24 protein-coding genes are annotated in these 25,889 nt (G+C 74.4%); 21 read left to right on the top strand and 3 right to left on the bottom strand.

All coding sequences use genetic code 11. The features are described from left to right. Positions 1-242 precede the first annotated feature (242 nt). Positions 243-1,190 (bottom strand): heme o synthase, encoded by a 948-nt coding sequence (locus E1264_RS06875; RefSeq protein WP_132170735.1) that lies wholly within the window; start codon positions 1,188-1,190, stop codon positions 243-245. A 568-nt stretch (positions 1,191-1,758) separates the two neighbouring features. On the opposite strand from E1264_RS06875, the gene tkt reads away from it, so the two are divergent. The 13 genes from tkt (at position 1,759) to E1264_RS06810 (ending at position 17,602) form a co-directional block, all read left to right on the top strand. Next, complete coding sequence (gene tkt, locus E1264_RS06870; protein ID WP_243710798.1) at positions 1,759-3,810, top strand: transketolase; 2,052 nt, start codon at positions 1,759-1,761, stop codon at positions 3,808-3,810. 11 nt (positions 3,811-3,821) lie between these two features. Beyond that, positions 3,822-4,937 (top strand): transaldolase, encoded by a 1,116-nt coding sequence (gene tal / locus E1264_RS06865; RefSeq protein ID WP_132170719.1) that lies wholly within the window; start codon positions 3,822-3,824, stop codon positions 4,935-4,937. Next, positions 4,934-6,598 carry a glucose-6-phosphate isomerase gene (locus E1264_RS06860; RefSeq protein ID WP_132170717.1) on the top strand — a complete coding sequence of 555 codons (1,665 nt, stop codon included), beginning with the start codon at positions 4,934-4,936 and terminating at the stop codon, positions 6,596-6,598. The genes tal and E1264_RS06860 overlap by 4 nt, the downstream gene beginning before the upstream one ends. A gap of 120 nt (positions 6,599-6,718) precedes the next feature. Continuing rightward, positions 6,719-8,404 (top strand): phosphoheptose isomerase, encoded by a 1,686-nt coding sequence (locus E1264_RS06855; protein ID WP_132170715.1) that lies wholly within the window; start codon positions 6,719-6,721, stop codon positions 8,402-8,404. Continuing rightward, positions 8,401-10,038 (top strand): glucose-6-phosphate isomerase, encoded by a 1,638-nt coding sequence (locus E1264_RS06850; RefSeq protein ID WP_132170713.1) that lies wholly within the window; start codon positions 8,401-8,403, stop codon positions 10,036-10,038. The genes E1264_RS06855 and E1264_RS06850 overlap by 4 nt, the downstream gene beginning before the upstream one ends. Positions 10,039-10,071: 33 nt before the next feature. Beyond that, positions 10,072-11,610 (top strand): glucose-6-phosphate dehydrogenase, encoded by a 1,539-nt coding sequence (gene zwf / locus E1264_RS06845; protein WP_207935758.1) that lies wholly within the window; start codon positions 10,072-10,074, stop codon positions 11,608-11,610. 55 nt (positions 11,611-11,665) lie between these two features. Continuing rightward, positions 11,666-12,697 carry a glucose-6-phosphate dehydrogenase assembly protein OpcA gene (locus E1264_RS06840; RefSeq protein ID WP_132170711.1) on the top strand — a complete coding sequence of 344 codons (1,032 nt, stop codon included), beginning with the start codon at positions 11,666-11,668 and terminating at the stop codon, positions 12,695-12,697. Then, positions 12,694-13,467: a 6-phosphogluconolactonase gene (pgl, locus tag E1264_RS06835; RefSeq protein WP_132170709.1), complete on the top strand. Its 774-nt coding sequence runs from the start codon at positions 12,694-12,696 to the stop codon at positions 13,465-13,467. Before E1264_RS06840 ends, pgl begins: the two co-directional genes overlap by 4 nt. Positions 13,468-13,587: 120 nt before the next feature. After that, positions 13,588-14,787, top strand: a complete 1,200-nt coding sequence (locus E1264_RS06830; protein WP_243710797.1) for an Ig-like domain-containing protein — start codon at positions 13,588-13,590, stop codon at positions 14,785-14,787. A 43-nt stretch (positions 14,788-14,830) separates the two neighbouring features. After that, positions 14,831-15,163 (top strand): LuxR family transcriptional regulator, encoded by a 333-nt coding sequence (locus tag E1264_RS06825; protein WP_132170707.1) that lies wholly within the window; start codon positions 14,831-14,833, stop codon positions 15,161-15,163. A gap of 116 nt (positions 15,164-15,279) precedes the next feature. Next, positions 15,280-16,440, top strand: coding sequence for a histidine kinase (locus E1264_RS06820; RefSeq protein ID WP_132170705.1), 1,161 nt, complete (start codon positions 15,280-15,282; stop codon positions 16,438-16,440). Between the two features lie 38 nt (positions 16,441-16,478). Next, entirely contained in the window at positions 16,479-16,907 is a 429-nt protein-coding gene (locus tag E1264_RS06815; protein WP_132170703.1) for a pyridoxamine 5'-phosphate oxidase family protein, read from the top strand. Between the two features lie 29 nt (positions 16,908-16,936). Continuing rightward, positions 16,937-17,602 carry a response regulator transcription factor gene (locus tag E1264_RS06810; protein ID WP_132170701.1) on the top strand — a complete coding sequence of 222 codons (666 nt, stop codon included), beginning with the start codon at positions 16,937-16,939 and terminating at the stop codon, positions 17,600-17,602. On the opposite strand, the gene E1264_RS06805 is transcribed toward E1264_RS06810, so the two are convergent. Continuing rightward, entirely contained in the window at positions 17,599-19,101 is a 1,503-nt protein-coding gene (locus E1264_RS06805; protein WP_132170699.1) for an MDR family MFS transporter, read from the bottom strand. The two genes, E1264_RS06810 and E1264_RS06805, sit on opposite strands and share 4 nt — an antisense overlap. 83 nt (positions 19,102-19,184) lie before the next feature. Between E1264_RS06805 and E1264_RS06800 the strand changes: the two genes are divergently transcribed. From E1264_RS06800 to E1264_RS06790, 3 genes are all read left to right on the top strand, one after another. Beyond that, entirely contained in the window at positions 19,185-19,640 is a 456-nt protein-coding gene (locus tag E1264_RS06800; RefSeq protein WP_207935757.1) for a MarR family transcriptional regulator, read from the top strand. A 32-nt stretch (positions 19,641-19,672) separates the two neighbouring features. Then, positions 19,673-20,674 (top strand): sigma-70 family RNA polymerase sigma factor, encoded by a 1,002-nt coding sequence (locus tag E1264_RS06795; protein ID WP_132170697.1) that lies wholly within the window; start codon positions 19,673-19,675, stop codon positions 20,672-20,674. 65 nt (positions 20,675-20,739) lie between these two features. Continuing rightward, positions 20,740-21,318 (top strand): dihydrofolate reductase family protein, encoded by a 579-nt coding sequence (locus tag E1264_RS06790; RefSeq protein ID WP_132170695.1) that lies wholly within the window; start codon positions 20,740-20,742, stop codon positions 21,316-21,318. A 14-nt stretch (positions 21,319-21,332) separates the two neighbouring features. Here E1264_RS06790 and E1264_RS06785 read toward each other — a convergent pair whose 3' ends face one another. Then, a complete protein-coding gene (locus tag E1264_RS06785) occupies positions 21,333-21,704 on the bottom strand; it encodes a VOC family protein (RefSeq protein WP_132170693.1) in 372 nt (123 codons plus the stop codon). Positions 21,705-21,803: 99 nt separating this feature from the next. Between E1264_RS06785 and E1264_RS06780 the strand changes: the two genes are divergently transcribed. From E1264_RS06780 to E1264_RS06760, 5 genes are all read left to right on the top strand, one after another. Beyond that, on the top strand, positions 21,804-22,598 hold the full coding sequence (locus tag E1264_RS06780) for an SDR family oxidoreductase (protein WP_132170691.1): 795 nt from the start codon (positions 21,804-21,806) through the stop codon (positions 22,596-22,598). A gap of 37 nt (positions 22,599-22,635) precedes the next feature. Further along, positions 22,636-23,454, top strand: a complete 819-nt coding sequence (locus tag E1264_RS06775) for a class I SAM-dependent methyltransferase (protein ID WP_132170689.1) — start codon at positions 22,636-22,638, stop codon at positions 23,452-23,454. A 63-nt stretch (positions 23,455-23,517) separates the two neighbouring features. Further along, positions 23,518-24,273 (top strand): amino acid racemase, encoded by a 756-nt coding sequence (locus E1264_RS06770; protein ID WP_132170687.1) that lies wholly within the window; start codon positions 23,518-23,520, stop codon positions 24,271-24,273. A 9-nt stretch (positions 24,274-24,282) separates the two neighbouring features. Further along, a complete protein-coding gene (locus E1264_RS06765) occupies positions 24,283-25,131 on the top strand; it encodes a cytochrome P450 (RefSeq protein WP_132170685.1) in 849 nt (282 codons plus the stop codon). Further along, positions 25,128-25,889, top strand: coding sequence for an isocitrate lyase/phosphoenolpyruvate mutase family protein (locus E1264_RS06760; RefSeq protein WP_132170683.1), 762 nt, complete (start codon positions 25,128-25,130; stop codon positions 25,887-25,889). Before E1264_RS06765 ends, E1264_RS06760 begins: the two co-directional genes overlap by 4 nt.

Genomic DNA, 25,889 nt, shown 5'->3' with positions numbered 1-25,889 from the left:
GCACCCCCACCCAGACCCCCGCCCCGCCGAGCGCGGCGGTCAGGCCGAGCGCGATGAGGACGCACACGCCCGAGACGGTCATCCCGAGGATCATTCCGAGCGGCGGTCTGCCCGGAATCCGCCCTTCGAGCACCGCCTTGGGGTCCACATGCGTCATGTGGCGAAAGCGTAACGGCCGGTACGGGCGAGTGGAGAAGCGCCCGCCGCCGGGAGCGCCGGAGGGAGCGGCGCCGGAGAGGCGCCTAGGACAGGATCGGGTCGACGGCCACGGCCGTGAACAGCAGCGCCAGGTAGACGTTCGACAGGTGGAAGAACCGCATCGGCCGGAGGTGGACGCCGCTCACCCCGGCCCGCACGGCGCGCAGCAGCCGGTGGCCCTCGGCGAGGAACACCAGCCCGAGGACGACGGCGACGGCGCCGTACACCGGCCCCATCCCGGCGACCGGCCACAGCAGCAGCGAGCACGCCACGGTGGCGTAGGTGTAGACGAGGCTCTCGGTGACGACGCGGCGCTCGGTCGCGACGACCGGCAGCATGGGGACCTTGGCGACCGCGTAGTCGTCGCGGTAGCGCATCGCGAGCGTCCAGGTGTGCGGCGGCGTCCAGAGGAACACGACGCCGAACAGGACGAACGGCGTCCAGGCGACGCCGCCGGTGACCGCCGCCCACCCGATGAGGACGGGCATGCACCCGGCGATGCCGCCCCACACGACGTTCTGCGACGTCCGCCGCTTGAGCAGCAGCGAGTACACGAAGACGTAGAACAGGATCGCGAACAGCGACCCGGCGGCGGCGACCGGGTTGACGGCGACCAGGAACCCGGCCGTGGACAGCGCGGCGAGCCCGACGCCGAAGATCAGCGCGCGGGCGGGGGTGACCTGGTGGCGGGCCAGCGGGCGGCGCCGGGTGCGGCGCATCTTGGCGTCGATGTCGCGGTCGATGTAGCAGTTGATCGCGTTGGCGGCGCCGGCGGACATGGTGCCGAACGCCAGCGTCAGCAGCACGGTGGACAGCTCCGGGACGCCGCCGGACGCCAGGAACATCACCGGGATGGTGGTGATCAGGAGCAGCTCGATCACCCGCGGCTTCGTCAGCGCCACGTAGGCGCGCACGCTCGCGCCGAACGTCCGCCGGGCGGCCGGGGCCGGGTCGAGAGCCGGTTCTGCGGTCACCGGCACGAGCGGGGCCATGGGCGCCCCCTGCGCCCGCCCGCCGGCTTCGTCGAGGTCGATCTCGTCCTCGACGCCGCGCTTGTTACTGAGCACCGTCACAATCGGGTCCACGTCCAACTAGGGATGAGAAAGTCGCGTACCACCTCGGCGGCGCCCCCGCGTTCCGGGCCGGCCTCGGCTGGATGCAACTTCCGGCTTCTTCCTGCCGCGGCCGCTGTCGTCAACCGCGCAATCACTGTAGTGCGCCCCCTCCGGGGGTCACGCACCGGGTCGCCTGATCACGCCTGCCTGGCCCCAGCGCGTGTTAGGCGCCGGTACGTCCGGGCAGGGGTGCTTGGCGATAGGCTCGCGAAGGGCGAGTCATGATCTTCGCCGGTCACGGACGGGGCGTCGCACGGGGCCGGCGGGAAGAGGCGCCGCACCGCCGGACGTTACCGCCCTTAGGGACGGGCACGCGCGGGCGGCGCACACAGCACATCCGTACACCGGTTCGAGAGGAGCCCGGCGTTCCGTGAGCAGGGCAGACAGCACGTTTGAGTGGTCCGACCAAGACCGGCGGGCGGTGGACGCGGTCCGCGCCCTGGCGATGGACGCGGTCGAGGAGGCGGGCTCCGGCCACCCGGGGACGGCGATGAGCCTCGCGCCCGCCGCCTACCTCCTCTTCCAGCGCTTCCTCCGGCACGACCCGACGGACCCGCACTGGCCCGGACGGGACAGGTTCGTGTTGTCCTGCGGCCACTCCAGCCTGACCCTCTACATCCAGCTGTACCTGTCGGGCTACCCGATGACGCTGGACGACCTGAAGTCCCTGCGCAAGTGGGGCAGCCTCACCCCCGGCCACCCGGAGTTCGGGCACACCGCGGGCGTGGAGACGACGACGGGCCCGCTGGGGCAGGGCATCGCGAACGCGGTCGGGATGGCGATGGCGGCGCGCCGCGAGCGCGGCCTGTTCGACCCGGACGCACCGCAGGGCGAGTCGCCGTTCGACCACACGGTCTGGGCGTTCGCGTCCGACGGCGACGTGCAGGAGGGCATCAGCCACGAGGCGAGCGCGCTCGCCGCGCACCAGCGGCTGGGGAACCTGGTCCTGCTGTGGGACGACAACCGCATCTCGATCGAGGACGACACCGCGATCGCGATGTCGGAGGACGTCCGGGCCCGGTACGCCGCGTACGGCTGGGACGTCCACCACGTCGACTGGACGGAGAACGGCGACTACGAGGAGAACGTCGCCGCGCTGGCCGCCGCGTTCGCCGCGGCGAAGGCGGAGACGTCCCGGCCGTCGTTCATCGCGCTGCGGACGATCATCGGCTGGCCCGCGCCGAACAAGAAGAACACCGGCAAGGCGCACGGCTCGGCGCTCGGCGCGGACGAGGTCGCGGCGACCAAGCGCATCCTCGGCCTGGACCCGGCGGAGACGTTCCACGTCGCCGACGACGTCCTGGCGCACGCCCGGGGCGTGTGCGAGCGGGGCCGCGCCGCCCACGCCGAGTGGAACACGACGTTCGAGGCGTGGCGGTCGGCGAACCCGGAGCGGGCCGCCGAGTACGACCGGATCGCGGCCCGCGCGCTGCCCTCCGACTGGGAGGCGGCCGTGCCGGGCTTCGAGGCCGGGAAGGACATCGCGACCCGCGCCGCGTCCGGGCAGATCCTCGCCGCGCTGGCGCCGGTGCTGCCGGAGCTGTGGGGCGGCTCCGCCGACCTCGCCGACAGCAACAACACGACGATGAAGGGCGAGCCGTCGTTCATCCCCGAGGAGTTCCAGACCAAGGAGTTCCCCGGCGGCCGCTACGGCCGGACTCTGCACTTCGGCGTCCGCGAGCACGCGATGGCCGCGATCTGCAACGGCATCGCGCTGCACGGCGGCACCCGCCCCTACGGCGGCACGTTCCTGGTCTTCAGCGACTACATGCGCCCGGCGGTGCGGCTGGCGGCGCTGATGAAGCTGCCGGTCACGTTCGTGTGGACGCACGACTCGATCGGGCTCGGCGAGGACGGCCCGACGCACCAGCCCGTCGAGCACCTGTGGGCGCTGCGGGCGATCCCGGGCCTGGACGTCGTCCGTCCCGGCGACGCCAACGAGACCGCGGTGGCGTGGCGGACGATCCTCGGGCACACCGACCGCCCGGCGGGGCTCGCGCTGACGCGGCAGAAGCTGCCGACGTTCGACCGGGGCGGCGAGCTGGCGTCCGCCGAGGGCACCGCGAAGGGCGGCTACGTGCTCGCGGACGCCGACGGCGGGCGGCCCGACGTGATCATCATCGCGACCGGCAGCGAGGTGCAGCTCGCGCTGGAGGCGCGCGACGCGCTGCAGGCGGAGGGCACCCCGACCCGCGTCGTGTCGATGCCGTGCGTGGAGTGGTTCGAGGCGCAGACCGACGCCTACCGGCAGGAGGTCCTGCCGCCCGGCGTGCGCGCCCGCGTCTCGGTCGAGGCTGGGGTCGCGCTCGGCTGGCGCACCTTCATCGGCGACGCCGGCGAGGCGGTGAGCCTGGAGCACTTCGGCGCGTCCGCCGACTACAAGACGCTGTTCCTGCAGTTCGGCATCACCTCCGAGCGGGTCGTCGCGGCGGCCAAGGCCAGCCTGATCAGGGCGGGCGTCAGGCACGCCGGGCGCGGCGAGACCACCGGCAACTAGGGAGAGAGACGATGAGCGACATCCTGAAGGCGCTCTCGGACGAGGGCGTGTCGATCTGGCTGGACGACATCAGCCGCGACCGGCTCAAGTCGGGCAACCTGGCCGGGCTGGTCAAGGACCGGAACGTCGTCGGGGTCACGTCCAACCCGACGATCTTCGCCAAGGCGCTGAGCAAGGGCACGGCCTACGACGACCAGGTCCGCGACCTGGCGGTGCTCGGCATGGACGTCGAGGAGGCGTCCCGCGCGATCATCACCCGCGACATCCGCTGGGGCTGCGACGTGCTGCGCCCGGTGTACGACCGGACGGACGGCCTCGACGGCCGCGTGTCGATCGAGGTCGACCCGCGCCTGGCCCGCGACACCCGCGCGACGGTCGCCGAGGCGCGGGTGCTGTGGTGGCTGGTGGACCGGCCCAACCTGTTCATCAAGATCCCGGCGACGGAGGCGGGCCTGCCCGCGATCACGGCGACGCTGGCGCAGGGCATCAGCGTGAACGTGACGCTGATCTTCTCGCTGGAGCGCTACGGCAAGGTCATCGACGCGTTCTTCGCGGGCCTGGAGCAGGCCCGGGAGAACGGCCACGACCTGTCGAAGATCGCGTCTGTGGCGTCGTTCTTCGTCAGCCGGGTCGACACCGAGATCGACAAGCGGCTGAAGAAGATCGGCACGGACGAGGCGAAGGCGCTGGAGTCCAAGGCGGGCATCGCCAACGCGCGGCTCGCGTACGCGCTGTACGAGGAGAGGTTCGGCACCGGCCGGTGGAAGGCGCTGAAGGACGCGGGGGCGCGGCCGCAGCGCCCGCTGTGGGCCTCGACCGGCGTGAAGGACCCCGACCTCGCCGACACGCTGTACGTGGACGAGCTCGTCGCGCCCGGCACGGTCAACACGATGCCGGAGGCGACGCTGGAGGCGGTGGCCGACCACGGGCAGCTGCGCGGCGACACCGTCCGCGGCACCTACGACGACGCCCGCGCGCACATGGCGGCGCTGAAGGACGCCGGGGTCGACTACGACGACGTCGTGAGGGTGCTCGAAGAGGAGGGCGTCGAGAAGTTCGCGGCCTCCTGGAAGGAGCTGCTCGACTCCATCACCGGCGAGCTGGAAGCCAAGAGGGCCGGCGCGTGACCTCGGTGGTGACCGCCGGGGGGATCTCGGTCACCATCCGCGGCGCGGTCGTCGACGAGAGCGAGACGGTCCTGGACCGTCTCGTCTCCGACGGCGTCCCGGGCTCGCTGACGTCCGGGAACGCCAACCTGTGGGGGCCCGACGCGGCCCCGCTCGCCGCCCGCAGGCTCGGCTGGCTGGACCTGCCGGAGACCTCGCGGTCGCTGGCGGCGCGGCTGGCCGACCCGGCCGCCGAGGCCCGCGAGGCCGGTCTCGACCGGGTGGTCCTGCTGGGCGCGGGCGGTTCCGCGCTCGCCGCCGACGCGATGTTCCGCACCGCGGGCGGCTCCGGGGGGACGGAGCTGATCGTCCTGGACACCTCCGACCCGCACGAGGTGTCGGGCGTGCTGTCCGGGGACCTCGATCGGACGCTCGTCGTCGTGGGCGAGGGCGTCGAGGCGGAGGCGCTGCGGCGGGTCTTCGGGCGGGCGTTCGCCGAGGCCGGGCTGGGCGGCGCCGAGCTGGCCCGCCGGTTCGTGGTCGTGGCGGAGGAGGGCTCCGAGCTCGAATACGCCGCCCAGGACGCGGGGCATCACATCGTCCACGCGGAAGGCGACGTCGACGCGCGTTTCGGTGCGCTCGGCGCGCGGGGCCTCGTGGCCGCCGCGCTCGCCGGGGTGGACGTGACCGTCCTGCTGGACGAGGCGTCCCGGCTCGCGCGGGCGCTCCGGCAGCCGTACGACAACCCGGCGCTGGCGCTGGGCGCGGCGCTCGCCGCGTCGGCTCTCGGCGCCCGCGACAAGCTGGTGATCGCCGACCACGGCTCGGGCCTCGACGGCTTCGCCGCGTGGGCGGAGCAGCTCGTCGGCGGGGCGATGGGCAAGGACGGCAAGGGCCTGCTGCCGGTCGTGGTGGAGAGCGTCGACGCTCCGGGCTTCGAGCTGTCCGACGACCTGCGCCGCGTGATCCTGGGCCGCCGCCCGGACGAGCCCGGTCCGGGACGCGAGGCGGGCGTGAGCGTCGCCGGTCCGCTCGGCGCGCAGTTCCTGCTGTGGGAGTACGCGGTCGCGGTGGCGTGCCGGGTCATCGGCGTGGACCCGTTCGCCGAGCCGGACGTCGCCCAGTCGGCCGAGAGCACGGCGGCGCTGCTGCGCTCCGAGGAGGGCGCGGCGCCCACGGTGGTGGCGCGCCCGCCGGAACTGGTGGCGGGCGCGGTGGAGGTCCACGCCCCCGAGGGCGTGCTGCGCGGCGCGCAGACCTTGACCGAGGCCCTCGACGCGGTTCTGGAGGACGTCCCGGACGGCGGCTACCTCGCCGCGGTCGCCTACCTGGACCGGGCCGGGGACGCGGCGGCGGCCGGGCTCCGGCCGCTGCTGGCCGCGCGGGGCGCGAAGGTGCGGCGGCGCCCGGCGCCCGTCACGTTCGGGTGGGGCCCTCGCGCGCTGCACACCGCTGGCCAGTACCACAAGGGCGGCCCGCCGAACGGCGCGTTCCTGCAGCTCACCGGGGCCGTCACCGGCGACGTCCCGGTCCCCGGCCGGCCCTACAGCCTCGGGGAGCTGCAGCTCGCGCAGGCGTTCGGGGACCTGCGGGTCATCCGGTCGCTCGGCCGTCCCGCCGTCCGGCTCCATCTGCGCGACCGCGCGGAGGGCCTCGCGCAGCTCGCGGAGGCGCTCGCCTGACCGGTCGGCCTTACTCCGGCCTGACCCTGCCGCCGGTCCGGGCGCCGCCGCCAAGAAGATCGATGGAGAAGGTCGCGAATGCCCTTTCTCTCCTGAAACGATGGGGGGAGGGAGGGTGCAGTGTCCGGATTCGACGTACTGACGCGCGGCGACGTGCTGGACTCGGCGCTGCAGGCGAGGGACTACCTCGTGAGCTGCGGCGTCCCCGGCGCGCTGGCCGCGAAGGACCCGCGGCTGTGGGGCCGGCGCGCGGTGGACCACAGCCGCCTCGGCTGGCTCGACCTGCCGTTCGCCTCCCGCGGGCTGCTGAACCAGGTCGACGGCCTGGTGTCGGAGGCGCGCTACTCGGGTCTCGACCACATCGTGCTGATCGGCGTCGGCGCGGAGAGCCTCGCCGCGCAGGCGATCATGGAGGCGCACGCGCCGCCCGGCGCCGCCGACCGGGACGCGAACGGGACGGGCCGCCCGGCGGGCGAGCTGACCGTCCTGGACGGCGGCGACACCGCCGCGCTCGCGTTCGCGCTGGAGCGCCTCGACCGGACGCTGGTCGTGCTGGCCAGCAAGGCGGGCGTGTCGCTCGAAGGCGACGCCTACCGCCGGATCTTCGCCGCCGCGTTCCGCGAGCGGGGCCTGTCCGAGCGGGAGATCGCGAGCCGGTTCCTCGTCATCACCGACCACGGCAGCCCGCTGCACGACTTCGCCCGCCAGTGCGGCTACCGGATCGGCCTGACCGACCCGTACCTGCCCGGGCACTACGGGGCGCTGTCGGCGTACGGGCTGGTCCCGGCCGTGCTCGCGGGCGCCGACGCGGAGCGGCTGCTGGAGGAGGCGGCGTCGCTGGTGCCCTCGCTCGGCAAGGACGAGGACAACCCGGGCCTGCTGCTCGGCGCGATCCTCGGCGGCTGCGCGCAGCAGGCGCAGGGCGGCGTCGCCCGCGACAAGGTGCTGCTGCGCGAGCCCGGCGGGACGGGCGCGCTGAGCGCCTGGATCTCCCAGCTCCTCGCCGTCGGCACCGCCAAGCGCGGCAAGGGCGTGCTGGCGCTGGAGGCGCTCGGCGGGCGCGGCGCGTTCCCCGACGTGCACGGCGTGTCGATCAACCCGCGGTCGGCGGCCGACGAGGAGTCCGACACCTCGGTGTGGGCGCCGCTCGGCGCGCAGTTCCTGATGTGGGAGTACGCGACGGCGGTCGCCGGGTGGCTGCTCGGTGTGAACCCGTTCGAGGCGGGCGGCACGGTCGTCCAGGAGGCGGAGGACGACGCCGCGGCGCTGCTGCGCACGGCGGGCGACGGGCCGCCGTCCGGGGAGCGTCCGGTGTACGTCGAGGACGGCATCGAGGTGCACGCCGACTTCCCGTGGCCGCCGGGCGCCGAGCTGCAGACCGTCCTCGGCGGGCTGGTCGCGTCGGTGCCGTCCGACGGCTACCTGTCGGTCATGACGTACCTGGGCGACTTCTCCGGGCGGTATCTGGCGCCGTCGCTGGCGCGCGCGTCCGGGCGTCCCGTCGCCTACGGGCCGGGGCCCGGCTACCCGCACGCCACCGGGCCGGTGCACAAGGACGGCCGCGGCAACGGCGCGTTCCTCATTATCACCGGCGACCCGGCGCCGGGCGACACGCTCGCCACGCAGCCCGTCCCCGGCCGCCCCTACAGCCTCGCGAAGCTGCAGATCGCGCGGGCGCTCGGCGAGCTGCGGGCGCTGCGCAGGCGGCGGCTCCCGGTGATCCGGCTGCATCTGCAGGACCCGGTGGACGGCGCGGGCAGGCTCACCGAGGCGGTGCGGGCGGTGGCCGGAGCGCGCAGGCCGTGAGCTTCACCGGCGTCGTCTCGGGAGAGACGGCCATCACCGCCCGGGGGCCCCTCCGGGCGGCCGCCGAGCGGGTCCTGGGCAGGCTCTGGATCGACGAGGTGCCCGTCCGGCTCGCCTCGGAGGACCCGGCGCTGTGGCCGTCCGCCCGGACCGCCGGGGCGGAGGGCCGCGCGCTGTGCTGGCCGAGCCAGCCGGGCCCGGGACGCGCCGCGCTCGGCCGCGCCGAGGAGCTGCGCGGGGGCGCCCGCGCGGACGGGCTGACCGAGGTCGTGCTGCTCGGGCACGGCGCCCCCGCCCGCGCCGCCGAGCTGATCGTCGCGGCGCACCGGCTCGCGGCGGACGACGCGGACGGCGACCCGGGCCTCCCGATCGTGCCGCTCACCGTCCTCGACGGGCCGGAGCCCGGCCCGCTGCTGCGCCTCGCCGACGACCCGGAGCGGCTCGGCCGTGCGCTGATCGTCGTGACGGGCGACGACCCCGCCTCCGACGCGCTCCGCCAGGTCCTGGAGGGGCTGCTGAGGGACGGCCTGGGCCTGCCGCCCGCCGAGGCCGCGCGGCGGTTCGTCACGGTCGCCGAGCCGCGCGCCGCGGCCGCCAAGCACGCCGCCGAGGCGGGCCATCCGCTGATCGAGGCGCCCGCCCCGACCGCGTTCGGCGCCCTGTCCCCCTACGCGCTGGTGCCCGCCGCCCTCGCGGGCGCGGACGTGCCCGCGCTGCTCGACGGCGCCACCGCCGTCCTGCCGTCGCTCACCCGGCCGGAGAACAACCCGGGCCTGGTCCTCGGCGCGATCCTCGGCGGCGCGGTCCGCGCCGGGCGCCGCACGGCCGTGCTCGGCGGCTACCCGGCGGCGCTGCCGGGCCTCGCGCGGTGGGTCGCGCTGCTGCTGGAGGAGACGGCGGGCGGGCGGCTGACGCCGGTCGTCCAGGACGGCGGGCTCCCCCTGCGGCCCGCCGACGACCTGTTCCTCGTGACATTCGACGGCCGCCCCCGCCAGGACGACGCCACCGTCACCGGCCCGCTCGCCGCCCAGCTCGTCGTGTGGGAGTACGCGGCGGCCGTCGCCGCCTACCTGATGGAGCTGGACCCCCTCGCGCCGCGGCACGGCGCGGCGCCGCTGTCGCTCGACGACGGGGCCGGCGCGCCGCTGCTCACCGACGGCGCCCCCGGCCGGGCCGTGGAGGCGTTCACGACCGTCCCGGAGCTGATGGCCGCGCCGGACCTGCCCGCGCTGATGGGCGCGCTCGCCGCCCGGATCGGCGCCGGGGAGCATCTCGCGATCGTCGCCTACCTGGACCCGGACGAGGCGGACGGGCAGGGCGCGCAGGTGCGCCGCCTCGCCGCGCTGCTCGCCGCCCGGTCCCGCCGCCCGGTGACCGTCGACTGGGACGCGGGCCACCCCGCGATCTGGAATGATCACCGTGACGGGGGCGTATACCTGATGGTGACCGGGAACGTCGTCCGCGACGTGCCGGTCCCCGGCCGCCACCACCGGCTCGGCATGCTGCAGCTCGCGCGGGCGCTCGGCGACGCCCGCGACGCGCGCGCCGCCGGCCGCCCGGTGGTGCGGCTGCACCTGCAGGACCGCCGGGCGGGGCTCGCCCGGCTCCTCGGCTCCGCCAGAGAAGGGGACTGAGCGCGCAGTGCGAGCACCGACGAAGGGGACCACGTGACCGACCCACTGATCAGCCCGGCCAACCCGCTCCGCGACCCCCGGGACAAGCGCCTCCCGCGCGTGGCCGGACCGTGCGTGCTCGTGCTGTTCGGCGTCACCGGCGACCTGTCGCGCAAGAAGCTGCTCCCGGCGATCTACGACCTGGCGAACCGCGGGCTGCTGCCGCCGGGCTTCTCCCTCGTCGGCTTCGCCCGCCGCGACTGGGAGCACGAGGACTTCCGCCAGATCGCGCACGACTCCATCAAGGCCCACGCCCGCACCCCGTTCCGCGAGGACGTCTGGACGCACCTGTCGGAGGGCATGCACTTCGTCCCCGGCACGTTCGACGACCCGGGCGCGTTCGACGCGCTGTCGATGGCCGTCAAGGAGCTGGACGAGAGCCGCGGCACGGGCGGCAACTACGCGTTCTACCTGTCGATCCCGCCGAAGTTCTTCCCTGTGGTCGTCGAGCAGCTGCGGCGCAGCGGCCTCGCCGAGCGCCGGGACGGGTCATGGCGGCGGGTCGTCATCGAGAAGCCGTTCGGCCGCGACCTGAAGACGGCCGTCGAGCTGAACGACACCGTGCACCGCGTCTTCCCCGAGGAGTCGATCTTCCGGATCGACCACTACCTCGGCAAGGAGACCGTGCAGAACATCCTGGCGCTGCGGTTCGCCAACTCGATGTTCGAGCCGATCTGGAACCGCTCGTTCGTCGACCACGTGCAGATCACGATGGCCGAGGACATCGGCATCGGCGGCCGGGCCGGGTACTACGACGGGATCGGCGCGGCCCGCGACGTCATCCAGAACCACCTGCTGCAGCTGCTGGCGCTGACGGCGATGGAGGAGCCGACGTCGTTCAGCGCGGAGGCCGTCCGGGCGGAGAAGGCGAAGATCCTGTCGTCGGTGCGGGTGCCGGGCGACCTGGAGGCGTCCACGGCGCGCGGGCAGTACGCGGCGGGCTGGCAGGGCGGCGTGAACGTCCGCGGCTACCTGGAGGAGGAGGGCATCCCCGCCGACTCCCGCACCGAGACCTACGCCGCGGTCAAGCTGGAGATCGACAACCGGCGCTGGGCGGGCGTCCCGTTCTACCTGCGCACCGGCAAGCGGCTCAGCCGCCGGGTGACGGAGGTGGCGATGGTGTTCCAGCAGGCGCCGCACCTGCCGTTCTCGGAGACCGACACCGAGGAGCTCGGCCAGAACGCCCTGGTCATGCGGGTGCAGCCGGACGAGGGCATCACGGTCAGGTTCGGGTCGAAGGTGCCCGGCACCTCGATGGAGATCCGCGACGTCAACATGGACTTCGCGTACGGGGAGTCGTTCACCGAGACCTCGCCGGAGGCGTACGAGCGGCTGCTGCTGGACGTCCTGATCGGCGACCCGCCGCTGTTCCCGCGCCAGGAGGAGGTCGAGCTGTCCTGGCGGATCCTCGACCCGATCGAGGAGTTCTGGGCCGGCCGGGGCGGCCTCGACCAGTACAAGTCCGGCGGCTACGGGCCCGACAGCGCCGACGAGCTGATGGCGCGCGACGGCCGCACGTGGCGGCGGCTCTAGAGCCGGGACCGCTCCACAGACGCGAACGGCCTTAGACGAACGAACGGGGCGTTAGATGAACATCGACCTCACGGGGACCACGACCCGGCAGATCCAGGACGCGCTGACGCAGAGCCGGCACCTGATGGGCGGGCCCGCCGTCGGCATGGTCCTCACGCTGATCATCGTGACCGACGAGTCCGCGCAGTACGACGCGGTGCGCGCGGCGACGGAGGCGGCGCGCGAGCATCCGTGCCGGGTGCTGACGGTGATCTCCCGCGATCCGCGCGGCGGCTCGTCCCGCCTCGACGCCGAGATCCGCATGGGCGAGACCGGGCCCGGCGAGACGGTCCTGCTGCGCATGTACGGGCCGCTGGCCGAGCACGCCGACTCGGTGGTGGTGCCGCTGCTGATGCCCGACACCCCGGTGGTGACGTGGTGGCCGGGCGGGAAGGTGCCGAAGGTCCCGGCGAAGGACCCGCTGGGCCGGCTGGCGCAGCGGCGGGTGACCGACTCCTACGCGGCCCGCGACCGGCTCGGCACCCTCGCGCAGCTCGCGGGCGGGTACCGGCCGGGCGACACCGACTTCACCTGGACGCGGCTGACGAACTGGCGGTCGCTGCTGGCCGCCGCGCTCGACCAGGACCACGACGAGATCGTGTCCGGCGAGGTGTCGGCGGAGCCGGACAGCCCGAGCGCGGAGCTGCTGGCGGCGTGGCTGTCGATCCGGCTCGGCGTCCCGATGGACCGGGCGGTGTCGGAGGGCCCGGGCATCACCGGCGTCCGGCTGGTGACGACCGGCGGCGACATCATGATCCACCGCCCGGACGGGCGGGTCGCGACGCTGTGCCGTCCCGGCCAGCCCGACCGGCAGGTGGCGCTGATGCGCCGCCCGATGTCGGACCTGCTGGCCGAGGAGCTGCGGCGGCTCGACCCCGACGAGGTGTACCGCGAGGCGGCGGCCCGGTTCGCCAAGGACCTCGCGGGCGGGACGACGGAGGAGGGCACCGCGAGCGACCCGCTGTCGGCGACGGCGGACGCGGCGCGGACCGGGCCCGCCAAGGAGGAGGCCGAGGAGCAGGGCCGCGACCACGCGGAGGGCTCGTGATCCCCCTGTCGGTCCTGCTGCACCGCGACCAGGACGTGCTCGCCGAGGCGGTGGCGGCCAGGCTGGTGACGCGGCTCGTCGACGCGCAGGCGGCGCGCGGCACGGCGTCGGTCGTGCTGACCGGCGGCGGCGTCGGCACGGCGGTGCTCGCCGCGCTGGCCGCGTCCGGCGCCCGCGACGCGGTCGACTGGGGCCGCGTGGACGTGTGGTGGGGCGACGAGCGGTTCCGGCCCGCCGGTGACCCGGAGCGCAACGAGACCGGCGCCCGCGCGGCGCTGCTCGACCACGTCCCGGTCGATCCGGCGCGGGTGCACCCGATGCCCGCGGCGGACGGCCCTGACGGCGACGACCCCGAGGTCGCCGCCGAGCGCTACGCCGCCGAGCTGCGCGCCGCCGCCCGTCCCGGGGAGGCCGTGCCGCCGTTCGACGTGCTGATGCTCGGCGTCGGCCCGGATGCGCACGTCGCGTCGCTGTTCCCGGAGATGCCCGCGCTGCGCGACGGGCGTCCGGTGGTGGCGGTGCGGGACGCGCCGAAGCCGCCGCCGATCCGGATCTCGCTGACGCTCCCGTCGCTGCAGGCGGCGGAGGAGGTGTGGCTGCTGGCGGCGGGCGGGTCGAAGGCCGAGGCCGTCCGGCTCGGGCTGACGGAGCCATCGCCCGTCCGGGCGCCGGTCGCCGGGGCGCGGGGCCGGCAGGGCACGCTGTTCTTCCTGGACAGGGCCGCCGCCGCCCGCCTCCCGCACGGCGCGGAGGGACTGGCGTCCCCGTGACCCTTGCCGGGCCTTGACCGCGACCAGGCGAAACCGGACCATTCTCCTAGCTTTCGCATGGCTCGCGTAAAACCGTGCATACCCTGACAAAGGGACGCAGTCGAGCGCGAGGAGGGCTCTGTGCTGAAGGGCCGGACCGGAACGGCGATCGCGGCGATCGCGGGGGCGGCGGCCATCGCCGTGGCCGGCTGCTCGTCCGGAGGTGACGGCGGCGACGGCGGCGGCAAGGCGGCCGAGGACGCCGTGAAGCTCGCCATCACGCCCGCGACCGGCACCCAGCAGGTCGAACCCGACAAGCCCGTCACCGTCACCGCCGACAACGGCAGGCTGACGAACATCACCCTCACCTACGGCAAGAAGAACGCCAAGGCCGAGGGGAAGCTCGCCGCCGACGGCTCGTCGTGGAAGTCGTCGTGGACGCTGCGCCCGTCCACGACGTACACGGTGACCGCGAAGGGCACCGGCGAGGGCGGCAAGGAGGCGACGGCGACGTCCACGTTCACGACGCTGACGCCGCAGAAGAAGCTGGAGAGCGGCATGTCGCCCCTCGACGGCGAGACGGTCGGCGTCGGAATGCCGGTGCAGCTGCTGCTGTCCAGGCCGGTGAGCACGAAGGCCGGGAAGATCGCCGTGGAGAAGGCCCTTGAGGTCAGGGCGTCCGAGCCGGTGGAGGGCGCCTGGCACTGGGTCAGCGACAAGGAGGTCGACTTCCGGCCCCGCGAGTACTGGGCGCCCGGGCAGAAGGTGAAGGTCATCGCGCACCTGGCGGGGCTGAAGGCCGGCGAGGGCATGTACGGCATGAAGGACCGCAGCGTGTCCTTCACCGTCGGGCCGAAGCACATCACCACCATCGACGCGAAGAAGCACCGCGCGACGGTCACCGACGGCGGCCGGACGGTCCGGTCGATGAAGGTCAGCCTCGGCAAGCCGGGCCACGAGAGCTACAGCGGCACGATGATCGTCCAGGAGAAGGCGGGCCGGATCGTCATGGACTCGGCGACCACCGGCAACCCCGGCGAGTACCGGATCAAGACGAACTGGAACGTCCGGCTGACCTACAGCGGGACGTTCGTGCACTCGGCGCCGTGGTCGACCGACTCCCAGGGCAACGACAACGTCAGCCACGGCTGCGTGAACGCCTCCCCCTCGGACGCCAAGTTCTTCTACGACTTCTCCCAGCGCGGCGACATCGTGAAGGTGACCGGCACGTCGCGGCAGTTGCGGTTCGGCAACGGCCCGACGCCGTGGGCGAAGTCCTGGCAGGACTGGCTGGCGGGTTCCGCGACGGGCGAGCCCGTCAGGTCCGCGCCGCTGGGGTGACCCGAGGCGCGTCCTTTCCGGACGTGTGGGCACACTGGGTGCCATGCAGAAGCTCTCGCTGGACGCACAGGTACGGGACCACTTGAAGCGCGCCGCGGACGGCTCCACCGGACGCAGCGCCGCGACCGTCTACGGCGGGCACGAGCACGTCCTGCGGCAGACGCTGATCGCGCTGACGGCGGGCACGGTGCTGGCGGAGCACGAGAACCCGGGCGAGGCGACGGTCATGGTCCTGCACGGCCGGGTGCGGATGGCGAGCGGCGAGCACTTCTGGGACGGGATCTCCGGCGACCTGCTCATCGTCCCGGACGCGCGGCACAGCCTGGAGGCCCTGGAGGACGCCGCCGTCCTCCTCACCGTCGCCAAAACCGGCTGAGGTCAGGCCGTCCGCAGGAGGGCGACGGCCTGGCCCTCCCGCCCCGATACCAAAGTCGATGGGGGCGGCGACCTGCGGCCACTGCCGCGCCGCCCGCCGGCGGCTAGCGTGGTGGCGTGATTCTCCGCAGGTCCGCGCGCGAGTGGAGCCGGGACGTCGCCGTCGCGGCGGCCGCCCTGATGATCGGGCTGCTGGTGCTGGCGGGCTCCCGGGAGGACTACCCGGCGCCGCCCGGCTGGATCCACGACGTGCGGGAGGCCGTGCTCGGCGGCGCCGGCATCCTGGTGCTGGTGCTGTTCCGGCGCCGGTGGCCGGTCTGGGTCTCGCTGTTCCTGACGTTCTACGAGATCACCAACTCCGTCTCGTGGGGCGCCACGGCGATGAGCCTGTTCAGCGTCGCCGTGCACCGCCGCTGGCTGCCCGCCGTGGCGCTCACCGCCCTGAACTCGGCGATCGTCATGGGCCTGTTCCAGTTGACGGAGTCGATGTCGAGCCAGCGGGAGCGCTGGGAGGCGTCTCTGGTGTTCGTGTTCGGCTACGCGGTGCTGGCCGCCGCCGGGATGCTCGTCCGGTCGCGCCGGCAGCTGATCGAGTCGCTGCACGAGCGGGCCCGCTCCCTGGAGGAGGAGCAGCGGCTGCGGGTCGAGGAGGCGCGGCTGCTGGAGCGCGAGCGGATCGCGCGCGAGATGCACGACGTGCTCGCGCACCGGATCTCGCTGCTGGCCGTGCACGCGGGGGCGCTGGAGTTCCGCCCCGACACGCCCGCCGAGCAGCGCGAGGCGGCCGGGATCATCCGGCAGAGCGCCTACGAGGCGATGGAGGACCTGCGCGAGGTCATCGGCGTGCTGCGGCGCGACACGCCCGGCGCCGAACCGGAACGGCCGCAGCCGACGCTCGCGGACGTGTCCGGGCTCGTCCAGGAGTCGCAGCGGGCCGGAGGGCGGGTCACGCTGGAGGACAACGTCCCCGACCCCGGGCGCGTCCCGTCGCGCGTGGGGCGGCACGCGTACCGGATCGTCCAGGAGGGGCTGACGAACGCCCGCAAGCACGCGCCGGGCGCCGCCGTCCGCGTCACCCTCGACGCCGGGGCCGACCTGGACATCGAGGTCGTCAACACCGTCCCGCCCGCTCCGCCCGGGCCGCCCGGGCTCGCCATGCCGGGCGCGGGCGCGGGGCTCGTCGGCCTCGCCGAGCGGGTGGCGCTGCTCGGCGGCACCCTGGAGCACGGCCGCACCGGCGACGGCCGGTTCCGGCTCCACGCCCGCCTCCCGCTCTAGATCCGAATGCCACGGCCCGGGCTGGGAAGGTCACGGTCATGGCAGCGAACTCCTCTGACCGGCCCGTTCTCGAAGAACTCGACCGCGCCGAGTGCCTGCGGCTCATCGCCGGAGGCTCGGTCGGCCGCGTCGCGTTCGACGACGGCGAGGGGCCCACGGTCGTCCCCGTGAACTACACCATGGACGGCGACGCGGTGATCTTCCGCACGTCCGCCGGGGGGCGCCTGAACCGGAGCCTGCTGACGGCCGTGCCCGGCGGGGAGGTCCGGGCGGCGTTCGAGGTCGACCGGTTCGACGAGGCGAACCGCGAGGGGTGGAGCGTGCTGCTGCGCGGCGGCGCGCACCCCCTGTCGGACGAGGAGGTCGAGCGGGCCGCGCTCGTCGAGCCGTGGCCCGGCGGGGAGCGCGACGCGTGGTTCCGGCTGCCGGCGCGGGAGCTCAGCGGACGGCGCGTGCACCGGCCCTGATGAGGCGCCGGGGGCCATAGGGTGGCGGGATGGACTCCCCTCCCATCCGCGTCCTGATCGTGGACGACGACGCGCTCGTCCGGGCCGGCCTGTCGATGATGCTGTCCAACGACGCCGGGCTGGACGTGGTGGGGGACGTCGCCGACGGCGCCGAGGTGGTCGCCGCCGTCAACCAGCACCGGCCCGACGTCGTCCTGATGGACATCCGGATGCCCCGGCTGGACGGCCTCGCCGCGACCGAGCTGCTGCGCGCCCGCCGCGACCCGCCGGAGATCATCATCCTGACGACGTTCGACACCGACGACCACATCATGCGGGCGATGCGGGCGGGCGCGAGCGGGTTCCTGCTGAAGCACACCCCGCCGCCGGAGATCGTCCGGGCGATCCGGCAGGTCGCGGCGGGCGAGCCGATGATGTCGCCGGGCGTGCTGCGCAAGATGATGTCCTATGTCGCGGGCTCCGGCGCCGACCCGCGCCAGGCCCGCGCCCGGGAGCTGCTGGAGCGGCTGAGCGACGGCGAGCGGGCCGTCGCCGCCCTCGTCGGGCGGGGCCGGACCAACAGCGAGATCGGCGCGGAGCTGTCGCTCAGCGTCGCGACCGTGAAGGCGTACGTGTCGCGGCTGCTGACGAAGCTGGAGCTGAACAACCGGGTGCAGATCGCGCTGCTCGTCCACGACGCCGACCTCGACGACTAGTCCTCGGGTCCCGCGCCGCGCGGCGCGAGCAGGACGTCCGGCAGCAGCAGCGCCGCGGCGAGCCCCACCGCGAGGAGGGGCAGCCCGGCCAGGAACAGGTCGGAGAAGGCGGCGGCGAACGCCTCGGCGACGCCGTCCCGCACCGGCCCGGGCAGCGTGTCCAGGACCTCGGGACGGACGGCGTCGCGGAACGCGGGGACGCTCCCATCCGGGACCCGGCGCCCGATCTCCTCGGCGAACCGGGACGACACGATCGCGCCGAACACCGCCGTCCCGGCCGCGGTGCCGAGCATCCTCGTCGCGAAGACCCCGGAGCTCGCCGCGCCGAGATCGCGGCGCGGCGCGGCGTTCTGCGCGATGAGCACGACGACCTGCTGCGACAGCCCCGCCCCGAACCCGAGGATCGCCATGAAGCCGCAGGCGGTGAGCAGGCCGGTGCCGGTGTCCATGGTCGCCGGCAGCGCGACGCCGAGCGCGCTGAGCGCCATGCTCGCGGCGGGCAGCCGGTGGTAGCGGCCGGTCCGGGCGATGTACCGTCCGGCGCCCATGGACGCGGCCAGCAGGCCGATCATCATCGGCAACAGCAGCAGCCCGGACTCCGTCGCCCCCGCTCCCCAGACGACCTGGAAGAACATCGGCAGGTAGATCGCGAGCCCGAACCCGGTCGCGCCGCCCACGGCCGCGACGGCGCAGGCCACCGCGAACGACCGGTCGCGGAACAGGCGCGGCGGGATCACCGGTTCGGCGGCCGTCCGCTCGGCGAGGAGCCACAGGGCGAACAGCGCCGCCGAGCCCGCCGCCAGCGCGAGGACGACCGGCGCGTCCCACGCGTACCGCGTCCCGGCCCAGCTGGTGAACAGCGTGAAGCAGGTGACCGCCGCCCCGAGCAGGACGATGCCCGCGTAGTCCACCCGCGGCCTGCCCTCGGGCTTCGGCAGCCGCAGGAACAGCACGGTCGTGGCGATGGCGGCGAGGCCGAGCGGCAGGTTGACGTAGAACACCCACCGCCAGGACGCGTGGTCGGTGAGGAACCCGCCGGTCAGCGGCCCGGCGATGCTCGACACCGCGAAGATCAGCGCCGAGTACCCCTGGTACTTCGCGCGCTCCCTCGGCTCGAACAGGTCGCCGGTCAGCGCGAACATCGAGCTCATCAGGCAGCCCCCGGCGGCGCCCTGCACCGCGCGGAACGCGATCAGCCAGTCCATGGACGGCGCCGCCCCGCACGCCGCCGACCCGGCCAGGAACCCCACCAGGCCAGCCAGCAGGACGGGGCGGCGCCCGAACAGGTCGCCGAGCCGTCCCGACAGCGGCACGGTGACGCCGGCGGCCAGCACGTACGCGGTCGACACCCAGGCCATCCGGCCGAGCCCGCCGAGGTCTCCGACGATCGCGGGCAGCGCGGTGCCGAGGACCGTCGCGTCCAGCGAGGACATGAGACCGGCGAGCATCAGCCCGCCGAACACCATCAGGCGGTGCCGGGGCGGCATCGTCACAACCATATGCACTCCTCATTCACATGTCTAAAACATTTAAATGCTAAGCGCATGCATATGAGCTGCGCAACCTAGCTAGACTGGTCCGCATGAGCGAGGAGGCACTGGACGCCGTCGAACGGAGCATGGTCAAGCTGCGGCGCGGCATGTCGCGACAGCGGCTCGGCAGGGCGGCCATCCGGGACCACAACCTCCCCGTGGACGTCCAGGTCCTGCACGTCGTGGACGTCATCGACGAGGGCCCCGACGACGCGGGCCAGGAGATGAGCGTCGGCCTGGTCGCCGCCCGCCTCGGCGTCGACGCCTCGCGCGGCAGCCGCATCGTCGCCGAGGCCGTCAAATCCGGCTACGTCCGCCGCGTCGCGTCCCAGGAGGACGGGCGCCGCATCCACCTGGAGCTCACCGCCGAGGGCCGCGCCGTCGTGGAGGCCACCCGCCGCACCCGCCTGGAGCACTTCGCCAAGGCCATGAGCGGCTGGACGGACGCAGAGCGCACCGAGTTCGCCCGCCTCCTGGCCCGCTTCGTCCACGGCTACGACGGCTGAACACGGGCCCCGCCACCGGCTAGGCTCCGCGTGTGGACGAGGCCGAACTCCTGACCAGGGCGCGCGCCGGAGACGAGGCGGCGTTCGACGTCCTGGCCGACCGGTACCGGGGCGAGCTGAGGGCGCACTGCTACCGCATGCTCGGCTCCCTGCAGGACGCCGAGGACGGCCTCCAGGAGTCGCTGCTCGCCGCCTGGCGCGGCCTCCCCGGCTTCCAGGGACGCAGCTCGCTGCGCACCTGGCTGTACCGGGTCAGCACCAACGCGTGCCTGCGGCTCGCCTCGAAGCGTCCGCGGCGCGTCCTGTCCCCCGACCACGGGCCGCCGCGCGGTGACGTCCACGACCTCGGCGAGCCGGTCACCGGCCCGGTCTTCCTGGAGCCGTGGCCGGACGACGTCGCCGCCGGCGAGCCCGGCCCGGAGGCGTCGTTCGCGCTCCGCGAGAGCGTTGAGCTGGCGTTCGTCGCCGCGCTGCAGCACCTGCCCGCGACGCAGCGCGCGGTGCTGATCCTGCGCGAGGTGCTGGAGTTCTCCGCCGCGGAGGTGGCCTCGTTCCTCGACCTCACACCGGCCGCCGTGAACAGCGCCCTGCAGCGCGCGCGGAAGGCCGTCCGGGAGCGGGTGCCGGGGCCGAGCCAGCAGACCGAGCTGGCCGCGCTCGGCACGGACGGGCGGCGCGAGCTGATCGACGCCTTCGTCACCGCCTGGGAGCGCGCCGACGTGGACGCCCTGGTCGCCCTGCTCGCCGACGACGTCCGGTTCACGATGCCGCCGCTGCCCGCCTGGTTCGACGGCCGCGACGACGTCGCCCGGTTCCTCGCCGAGCGGGTCTTCGAGACGCCCTGGCGCCTCGTCCCCCTCCGGGTGAACGGGCAGCCCGGGTTCGCCTGCTACCAGCGGGGCCCGGACGGCCGCTTCCGCACGGGCGCGATCAACGTCCTCAGCCTCCGCGACGGCCGGATCACCCGGATCTCCGCCTTCCTCGACCCCGCGCTGTACCCGCTGTTCGGCCTTCCGGAAGAAGTGCCGTCCTGACCGATGAATCCGCGGCGCGCCGTGTCTCTCCCCCTGTGAAACGCCCGAACCACAAGGAGAAACCGATGCGCAAGCTCATCGTCACCAACATCGTCTCGCTGGACGGCTACTACGAGGGCCCCGGCAACGACGTCATGGCCCTCCCCTTCCACGAGTCCTTCAGCGAATACAACGCCGAACGCCTCCGCGCCGCCGACACGCTCCTGCTGGGGCGCAGCAGCTACGAGGGCTTCAAGAGCTACTGGCCGCGCATCGCCGACGACGCCTCCCAGCCGCCCGTCGAGCGCGAGATATCCCGGCTCAACGACGCCATCGACAAGGTCGTCGTCTCCGACACGCTCACCCCGGCCCGGACGGCGCCCTGGCACAACACCGAGATCGTCCGGCGCGCCGACGCGCACGCCCGGATCGCCGAGCTCAAGAAGGCCGAGGGCAGGGAGATCCTGATGTTCGGCAGCCACACGCTGTGGAACGACCTGCTGTCCGCCGGCCTGGTCGACGAGCTGCACCTCATGATCGGCCCGGCGTTCCTCGGCGCGGGGACGCCGGTGTTCGGGGGCCGCGGGCCCGTCCCGCTCCGCCTCCTGGAGGCCCGCCCGCTCCCCGGCGAGCACCTCGTCCTCACCCGCCACGCCCCGGCCTGACCGGCGCCGGGCGCTCAGTCGAGCCGGCGCCTCAGCAGGCAGAACTCGTTGCCCTCGGGGTCGGCGAGGACGACCCAGCTCTCCTCGCCGGCCTGCCCCACGTCGGCGTGCCGTGCCCCGATGGACAGCAGCCGCTCCAGCTCGGCGTCCTGGTCGCGGTTGGTCGGGTTGACGTCGATGTGCAGCGGCAGCTTGCCGAGCCTGGGATCGTCGCTTCGGCTGAGGACGATCGTCGGCTGGAGCCCGCCGAACCCCTCCTCCGGGCCGATCTCGACGTCGCCGTCCTCCCGGTGCAGCACCACGAAGCCCAGCGCCTCGCACCAGAACGCCGCCAGCGCCTCCGGGTCGCGGCAGTCGAGCACCAGCTCGCTGATCCGACACGCCACCACCGGCTCCCCTCGTCAAGATCGACAGTACGCGTGCACCCTAACAGCGCGCGCCGCGCACCCCGGGGACGTCGGTGGCCCCGGCTAGGGTCGGGGCCCATGGATCTGGAGCTTGGCGGACGGAAGGCGCTGGTCACGGCGAGCAGCGGCGGAATCGGCGCGGCGGTGGCGGTGCGGCTGGCGGCCGAGGGATGCGCGGTGCTCGTGCACGGCCGGGACGCGGACCGCGCGGAGGCGGCCGCCGGGCGGGTGCGGTCGGCGGGCGGTACGGCGGAGGTCGTCCTCGGCGACCTCACCGACGACGCCGCGGCGGACGACGTCGCCGGGCGGGCCGCCGCCTGGGGCGTGGACGTGCTGGTCAACAACGCCGGCCCCGTCGCCGAGCACGACTGGGACGACGCCGGCCCGGGGGCGTGGCTGGCGGCGTGGAACGGCAACGTGATGTCGGCCGTCCGCGTGATCCGGGCCGTGCTGCCGGGCATGCGCGAGCGCGGCTGGGGGCGGGTCGTCAACCTGGGCAGCCGGGCGGCGACCACTCCCCTGCCCAACCTGGTCGAGTACTCGGCGGCCAAGGCGGCGGTCGTCAACCTGACCACGAGCCTGGCCCGGCATCTCGCGGGCACGGGCATCACCGCCAACACCGTCAGCCCGGGAGTGATCGTCACCGAGGGGATGCGCAGGATGTTCGAGGACGGCGCCGCCCGGCGCGGCCGGCCGCGAACCTGGGACGAGCTGGAGCCGGAGGTGACGGCCGAGTACGCGCCCAACCCGACCGGCCGGCTCGGCACCGCCGACGACATCGCCGCCACGGTGGCGTTCCTGGCCAGCCCGCTCGCCGGCTACATCAACGGGATCGACCTCCGCGTGGACGGCGGCCTCGTCCCGGTCCCCTGACCTCGACGAGTGGGCATGTGCCCACTAAGGTGGGCGGATGCCCACTCAGCCTCCGGAGCAAGCGCGCGCGAACGAGCCCCATCGGCACCGGCAGATGGCGGAGTCGTTCGGCGCCGACGCCGAGCGCTACGACCGCGCCCGCCCCCGCTACCCCGTCGAGCTGATCGAGCGGATCGTCGCCGCCGCGCCCGGCCCGGACGTCCTCGACGTCGGCTGCGGCACCGGGATCGCCGCCCGCCAGCTCCGGGCCGCCGGCGCCGAGGTCCTCGGGGTCGAGCCCGACGCGCGCATGGCCGATCTGGCGCGCCGGCGCGGGGTCGAGTCCGAGGTCGCGACGTTCGAGGACTGGGACCCGGCCGGCCGGGAGTTCGACGCGGTCGTCGCCGCCCAGGCATGGCACTGGATCGACCCTGACGCCGGGGCCGCCAAGGCGGCGCGGGTCCTGCGGCCCGGCGGCCTGCTGTCGGTGTTCTGGAACGCGCAGCAGCTTCCGCCCGAGGTCGCGGAGGCCCTCGCCGCGGTCTGCCGGCGCGTGATCCCCGACTCGCCGATCGACTTCGGCGCGCTCACGAGGTCCGCCGTGGACGTCTACACGCCCGGGCTCGACAAGGCCGCCGCCGGGATGCGCCGGGCGGGCGCGTTCGGCGAGCCGGAGCGGTGGCGCTTCGGCTGGGAGCGGCCCTGCACCCGCGACGAGTGGCTGGACCAGCTGCCGACCTTCGGCGCCTTCACCCGGCTCCCGCCGGACCGGCTCGCGGAGGTGCGCGACGGCGTCGCGCCCGCCCTCGACCGGCTCGGCGGCGGCTTCACCCTGGGCTACACCACCCTGGCGATCACCGCGGCCAGGCGCGGCTGACCAGGCGTCCTGGACGATGATGGACGCGTGACCACGCGATACCCGCACCGGACAGGACAGACCATGAAGCATCTCGGCATCCTCGCCCACAGCATGGAAGGCGCCGCGCTGTGCCTGCGCGCGTTCTGCCAGGAGGGATTCCGGGAGCTGGGCCCGGACGACCATCCGGACGTGACCCTCGACCTCATCGCCCTGGCGCGGAGCATGCCCGCGTGGGACGCCGGAGACCACGACCCGATCCGCGCGACGCTGGCCGAGAGCGTGCGGCGGCTCGCGGCGGCGGGCGCCGACTTCTTCGTCTGCCCGGACAACACCGCGCACATGGCGCTCGAACGTCCCGGCCCCGATCTGCCGCTGCCCGGCCTGCACATCGCGCAGGTCGTCGCCGACCAGGCCGCCCGGGACGGGCGGACCCGCGTCGGCGTCCTCGGCACCCGCTACACCATGGACGGCCCCCTCTACCCCCGCGAGCTGGCGGCGCGCGGCATCGCCGCCGAGGTCCCGGACGCCGCCGACCGGGACACCGTGCACCGGATCATCTTCGCGGAGCTGGTCAACGGCGTCTTCACCGACGAGTCCCGCCGCGCGTACGCGGACGTCGTCAAGCGGCTCGCCGAACGCGGCTGCGACGCCGTCGCCCTGGTGTGCACGGAGATCCCGCTGCTGGTCACGCCCGATGTGTCACCGCTGCCGACGCTCGACTCCACGCGGCTGCTCGCCCGCGCCGCCTTCGAGGTGGCCACCGGGGCCCGCCCCTTCCCGGCGTGGCGCGGCGGCCCCGCCGACGCTTCGCCCGGCGGCGAAACGACCCGGACCTAGATTCGGGGCGTGGAGAACACGGACCTGGTCATCACGCGGCACGCCGACGTCACCGTCGTCCTGGGCGACCCGCGCTTCGTCGTCCAGCCGGCCGGAAGCGGTGCCCGCCGTCACTCGCTCGCGTGGCTCCGCCAGACGGTGAGCCGGTTCAGCGAGGGCGCGGACCACGAGCGCCGCCGCGCCCTCGTCGTCCGCGCCCTGGACGCCATGTCCCCCGCGGACCTGCGGCTGCGCGCCCGTGACCGGGTCCTCGCGGGCGACGACCCGGAGCGGGCGCCGGTGCTCGCGCTCGGCGGGGCCCTCGGCGTCACCGAGCCCGGGACGCTGGCCCGGGCCGTGCCCGCCGCGGCGTCGGGGTACCTCACCGGGGAGGGCGGGCCCGGAGCTGACAGGGCCGTCGCGGCGCTCGCCCGGCTCCTCGGCCCGGGCCCGGACGAGGAGGTCGCGGGCCGGATCGCGATCCTCATGCAGGCGTGCGAGGCGACGGCGGAACTCGTCCGCAGGACGCTGCCGTACGCGCGCCGCCCCGAGTCGCGCGGCCGCCCGGCCGAGCGGGTGATCGCCGAGACGCTGCGGTTCGACCCGCCCGTGCCCGTGATGCGCCGCGTCGCCGCCACGGACGCCCGGCTCGGCTCCCGCGCGGTCCCGCGCGGGACCGTGCTCGTTCTGGATCTCAGGGCCGCCAACCGCGACCCGGCGGTGTTCGAGGACCCCGACCGTTTCGATCCCGGCCGGCGGGAAGGCCCCCATCTGACGTTCGGCGCGGGCCGGCGGCCGTGCCCCGCCGCCGATCACGCGCCGCACCTGGCCGCCGGCGTCGTCGAGGCGGTCCTGTCCGGGACGGAGGTCCACCGGTGAGCTTCCATGATCTGCACCATGGTGATCGGCCGCTGCTGCTGCCGAACGCGTGGGACTTCGCGAGCGGCGCCGCGCTGGTCAGGGCCGGGTTCCCCGCGATCGGGACGACGAGCCTCGGGGTCGCGGCGGCGGCGGGGAAGCCCGACGCGGCCGGTGACACCCGCGCCGAGACGGTCGCGCTCGCCCGCGTCCTGTCCCGCCTGCCCGTCCCGGTCACCGTCGACATCGAGGGCGGGTTCTCCGCGCGGGCCGCGGACGTCGCGGACCTGGTCGCCGAGCTGGCCACGTTCGGGATCGCCGGGATCAACCTGGAGGACGGCCGCGCCGACGGGACGCTCGCGCCGCTCGACCACCAGACGACCGTGATCGCCGCCGTGAAGCGGGCGGCGCCGCAGGTGTTCCTCAACGCCCGCACCGACACCTTCTGGCTCGGTGCCCCGGACCGGGACGAGACGCTGCGCCGGGCCCGCGCGTTCGCCGCCGCGGGCGCGGACGGGATCTTCGTCCCGGGGATCGCCGACGACGCCGACATCCGCGCCGTCATCGACGCCGCCGGAGTGCCGCTCAACGTGCTGTTCATGCCCGGCAAGACGGAGTACGAGCGGCTGGCGCGGCTCGGCGTCCACCGCGTGAGCACGGGCTCGCTGCTGTTCCGCAAGGCACTGCACGCGACGGTGACCACGGCTCTCGGCATCGCCGGAGAGGGCGGCGAACTCCCGGCGTTCTCCTACGCCGACGTCCAGGAGCTCGTCCAATGA

Origin of the sequence: Actinomadura sp. KC216 (assembly GCF_004348535.1) — a bacterium.
Lineage (GTDB): Bacteria > Actinomycetota > Actinomycetes > Streptosporangiales > Streptosporangiaceae > Spirillospora.
Note: the sequence above shows the minus strand (reverse complement) of the source record. Positions and strands in the feature narration are given on the sequence as shown.

Bases quoted from the DNA above. Each gene is read 5' to 3' on its own strand.
- tkt (WP_243710798.1), top strand. From the start codon at position 1,759: ATGGACGCGGTCGAGGAGGCGGGCTCCGGCCACCCGGGGACGGCGATG.
- tal (WP_132170719.1), top strand. From the start codon at position 3,822: ATGAGCGACATCCTGAAGGCGCTCTCGGACGAGGGCGTGTCGATCTGG.
- E1264_RS06810 (WP_132170701.1), top strand. From the start codon at position 16,937: ATGGACTCCCCTCCCATCCGCGTCCTGATCGTGGACGACGACGCGCTC.
- E1264_RS06770 (WP_132170687.1), top strand. From the start codon at position 23,518: ATGAAGCATCTCGGCATCCTCGCCCACAGCATGGAAGGCGCCGCGCTG.
- E1264_RS06805 (WP_132170699.1), bottom strand. From the start codon at position 19,101: ATGGTTGTGACGATGCCGCCCCGGCACCGCCTGATGGTGTTCGGCGGG.
- E1264_RS06780 (WP_132170691.1), top strand. From the start codon at position 21,804: ATGGATCTGGAGCTTGGCGGACGGAAGGCGCTGGTCACGGCGAGCAGC.
- E1264_RS06775 (WP_132170689.1), top strand. From the start codon at position 22,636: ATGCCCACTCAGCCTCCGGAGCAAGCGCGCGCGAACGAGCCCCATCGG.
- E1264_RS06800 (WP_207935757.1), top strand. From the start codon at position 19,185: ATGAGCGAGGAGGCACTGGACGCCGTCGAACGGAGCATGGTCAAGCTG.
- E1264_RS06815 (WP_132170703.1), top strand. From the start codon at position 16,479: ATGGCAGCGAACTCCTCTGACCGGCCCGTTCTCGAAGAACTCGACCGC.
- E1264_RS06840 (WP_132170711.1), top strand. From the start codon at position 11,666: ATGAACATCGACCTCACGGGGACCACGACCCGGCAGATCCAGGACGCG.
- E1264_RS06790 (WP_132170695.1), top strand. From the start codon at position 20,740: ATGCGCAAGCTCATCGTCACCAACATCGTCTCGCTGGACGGCTACTAC.
- E1264_RS06825 (WP_132170707.1), top strand. From the start codon at position 14,831: ATGCAGAAGCTCTCGCTGGACGCACAGGTACGGGACCACTTGAAGCGC.
- E1264_RS06875 (WP_132170735.1), bottom strand. From the start codon at position 1,190: ATGGCCCCGCTCGTGCCGGTGACCGCAGAACCGGCTCTCGACCCGGCC.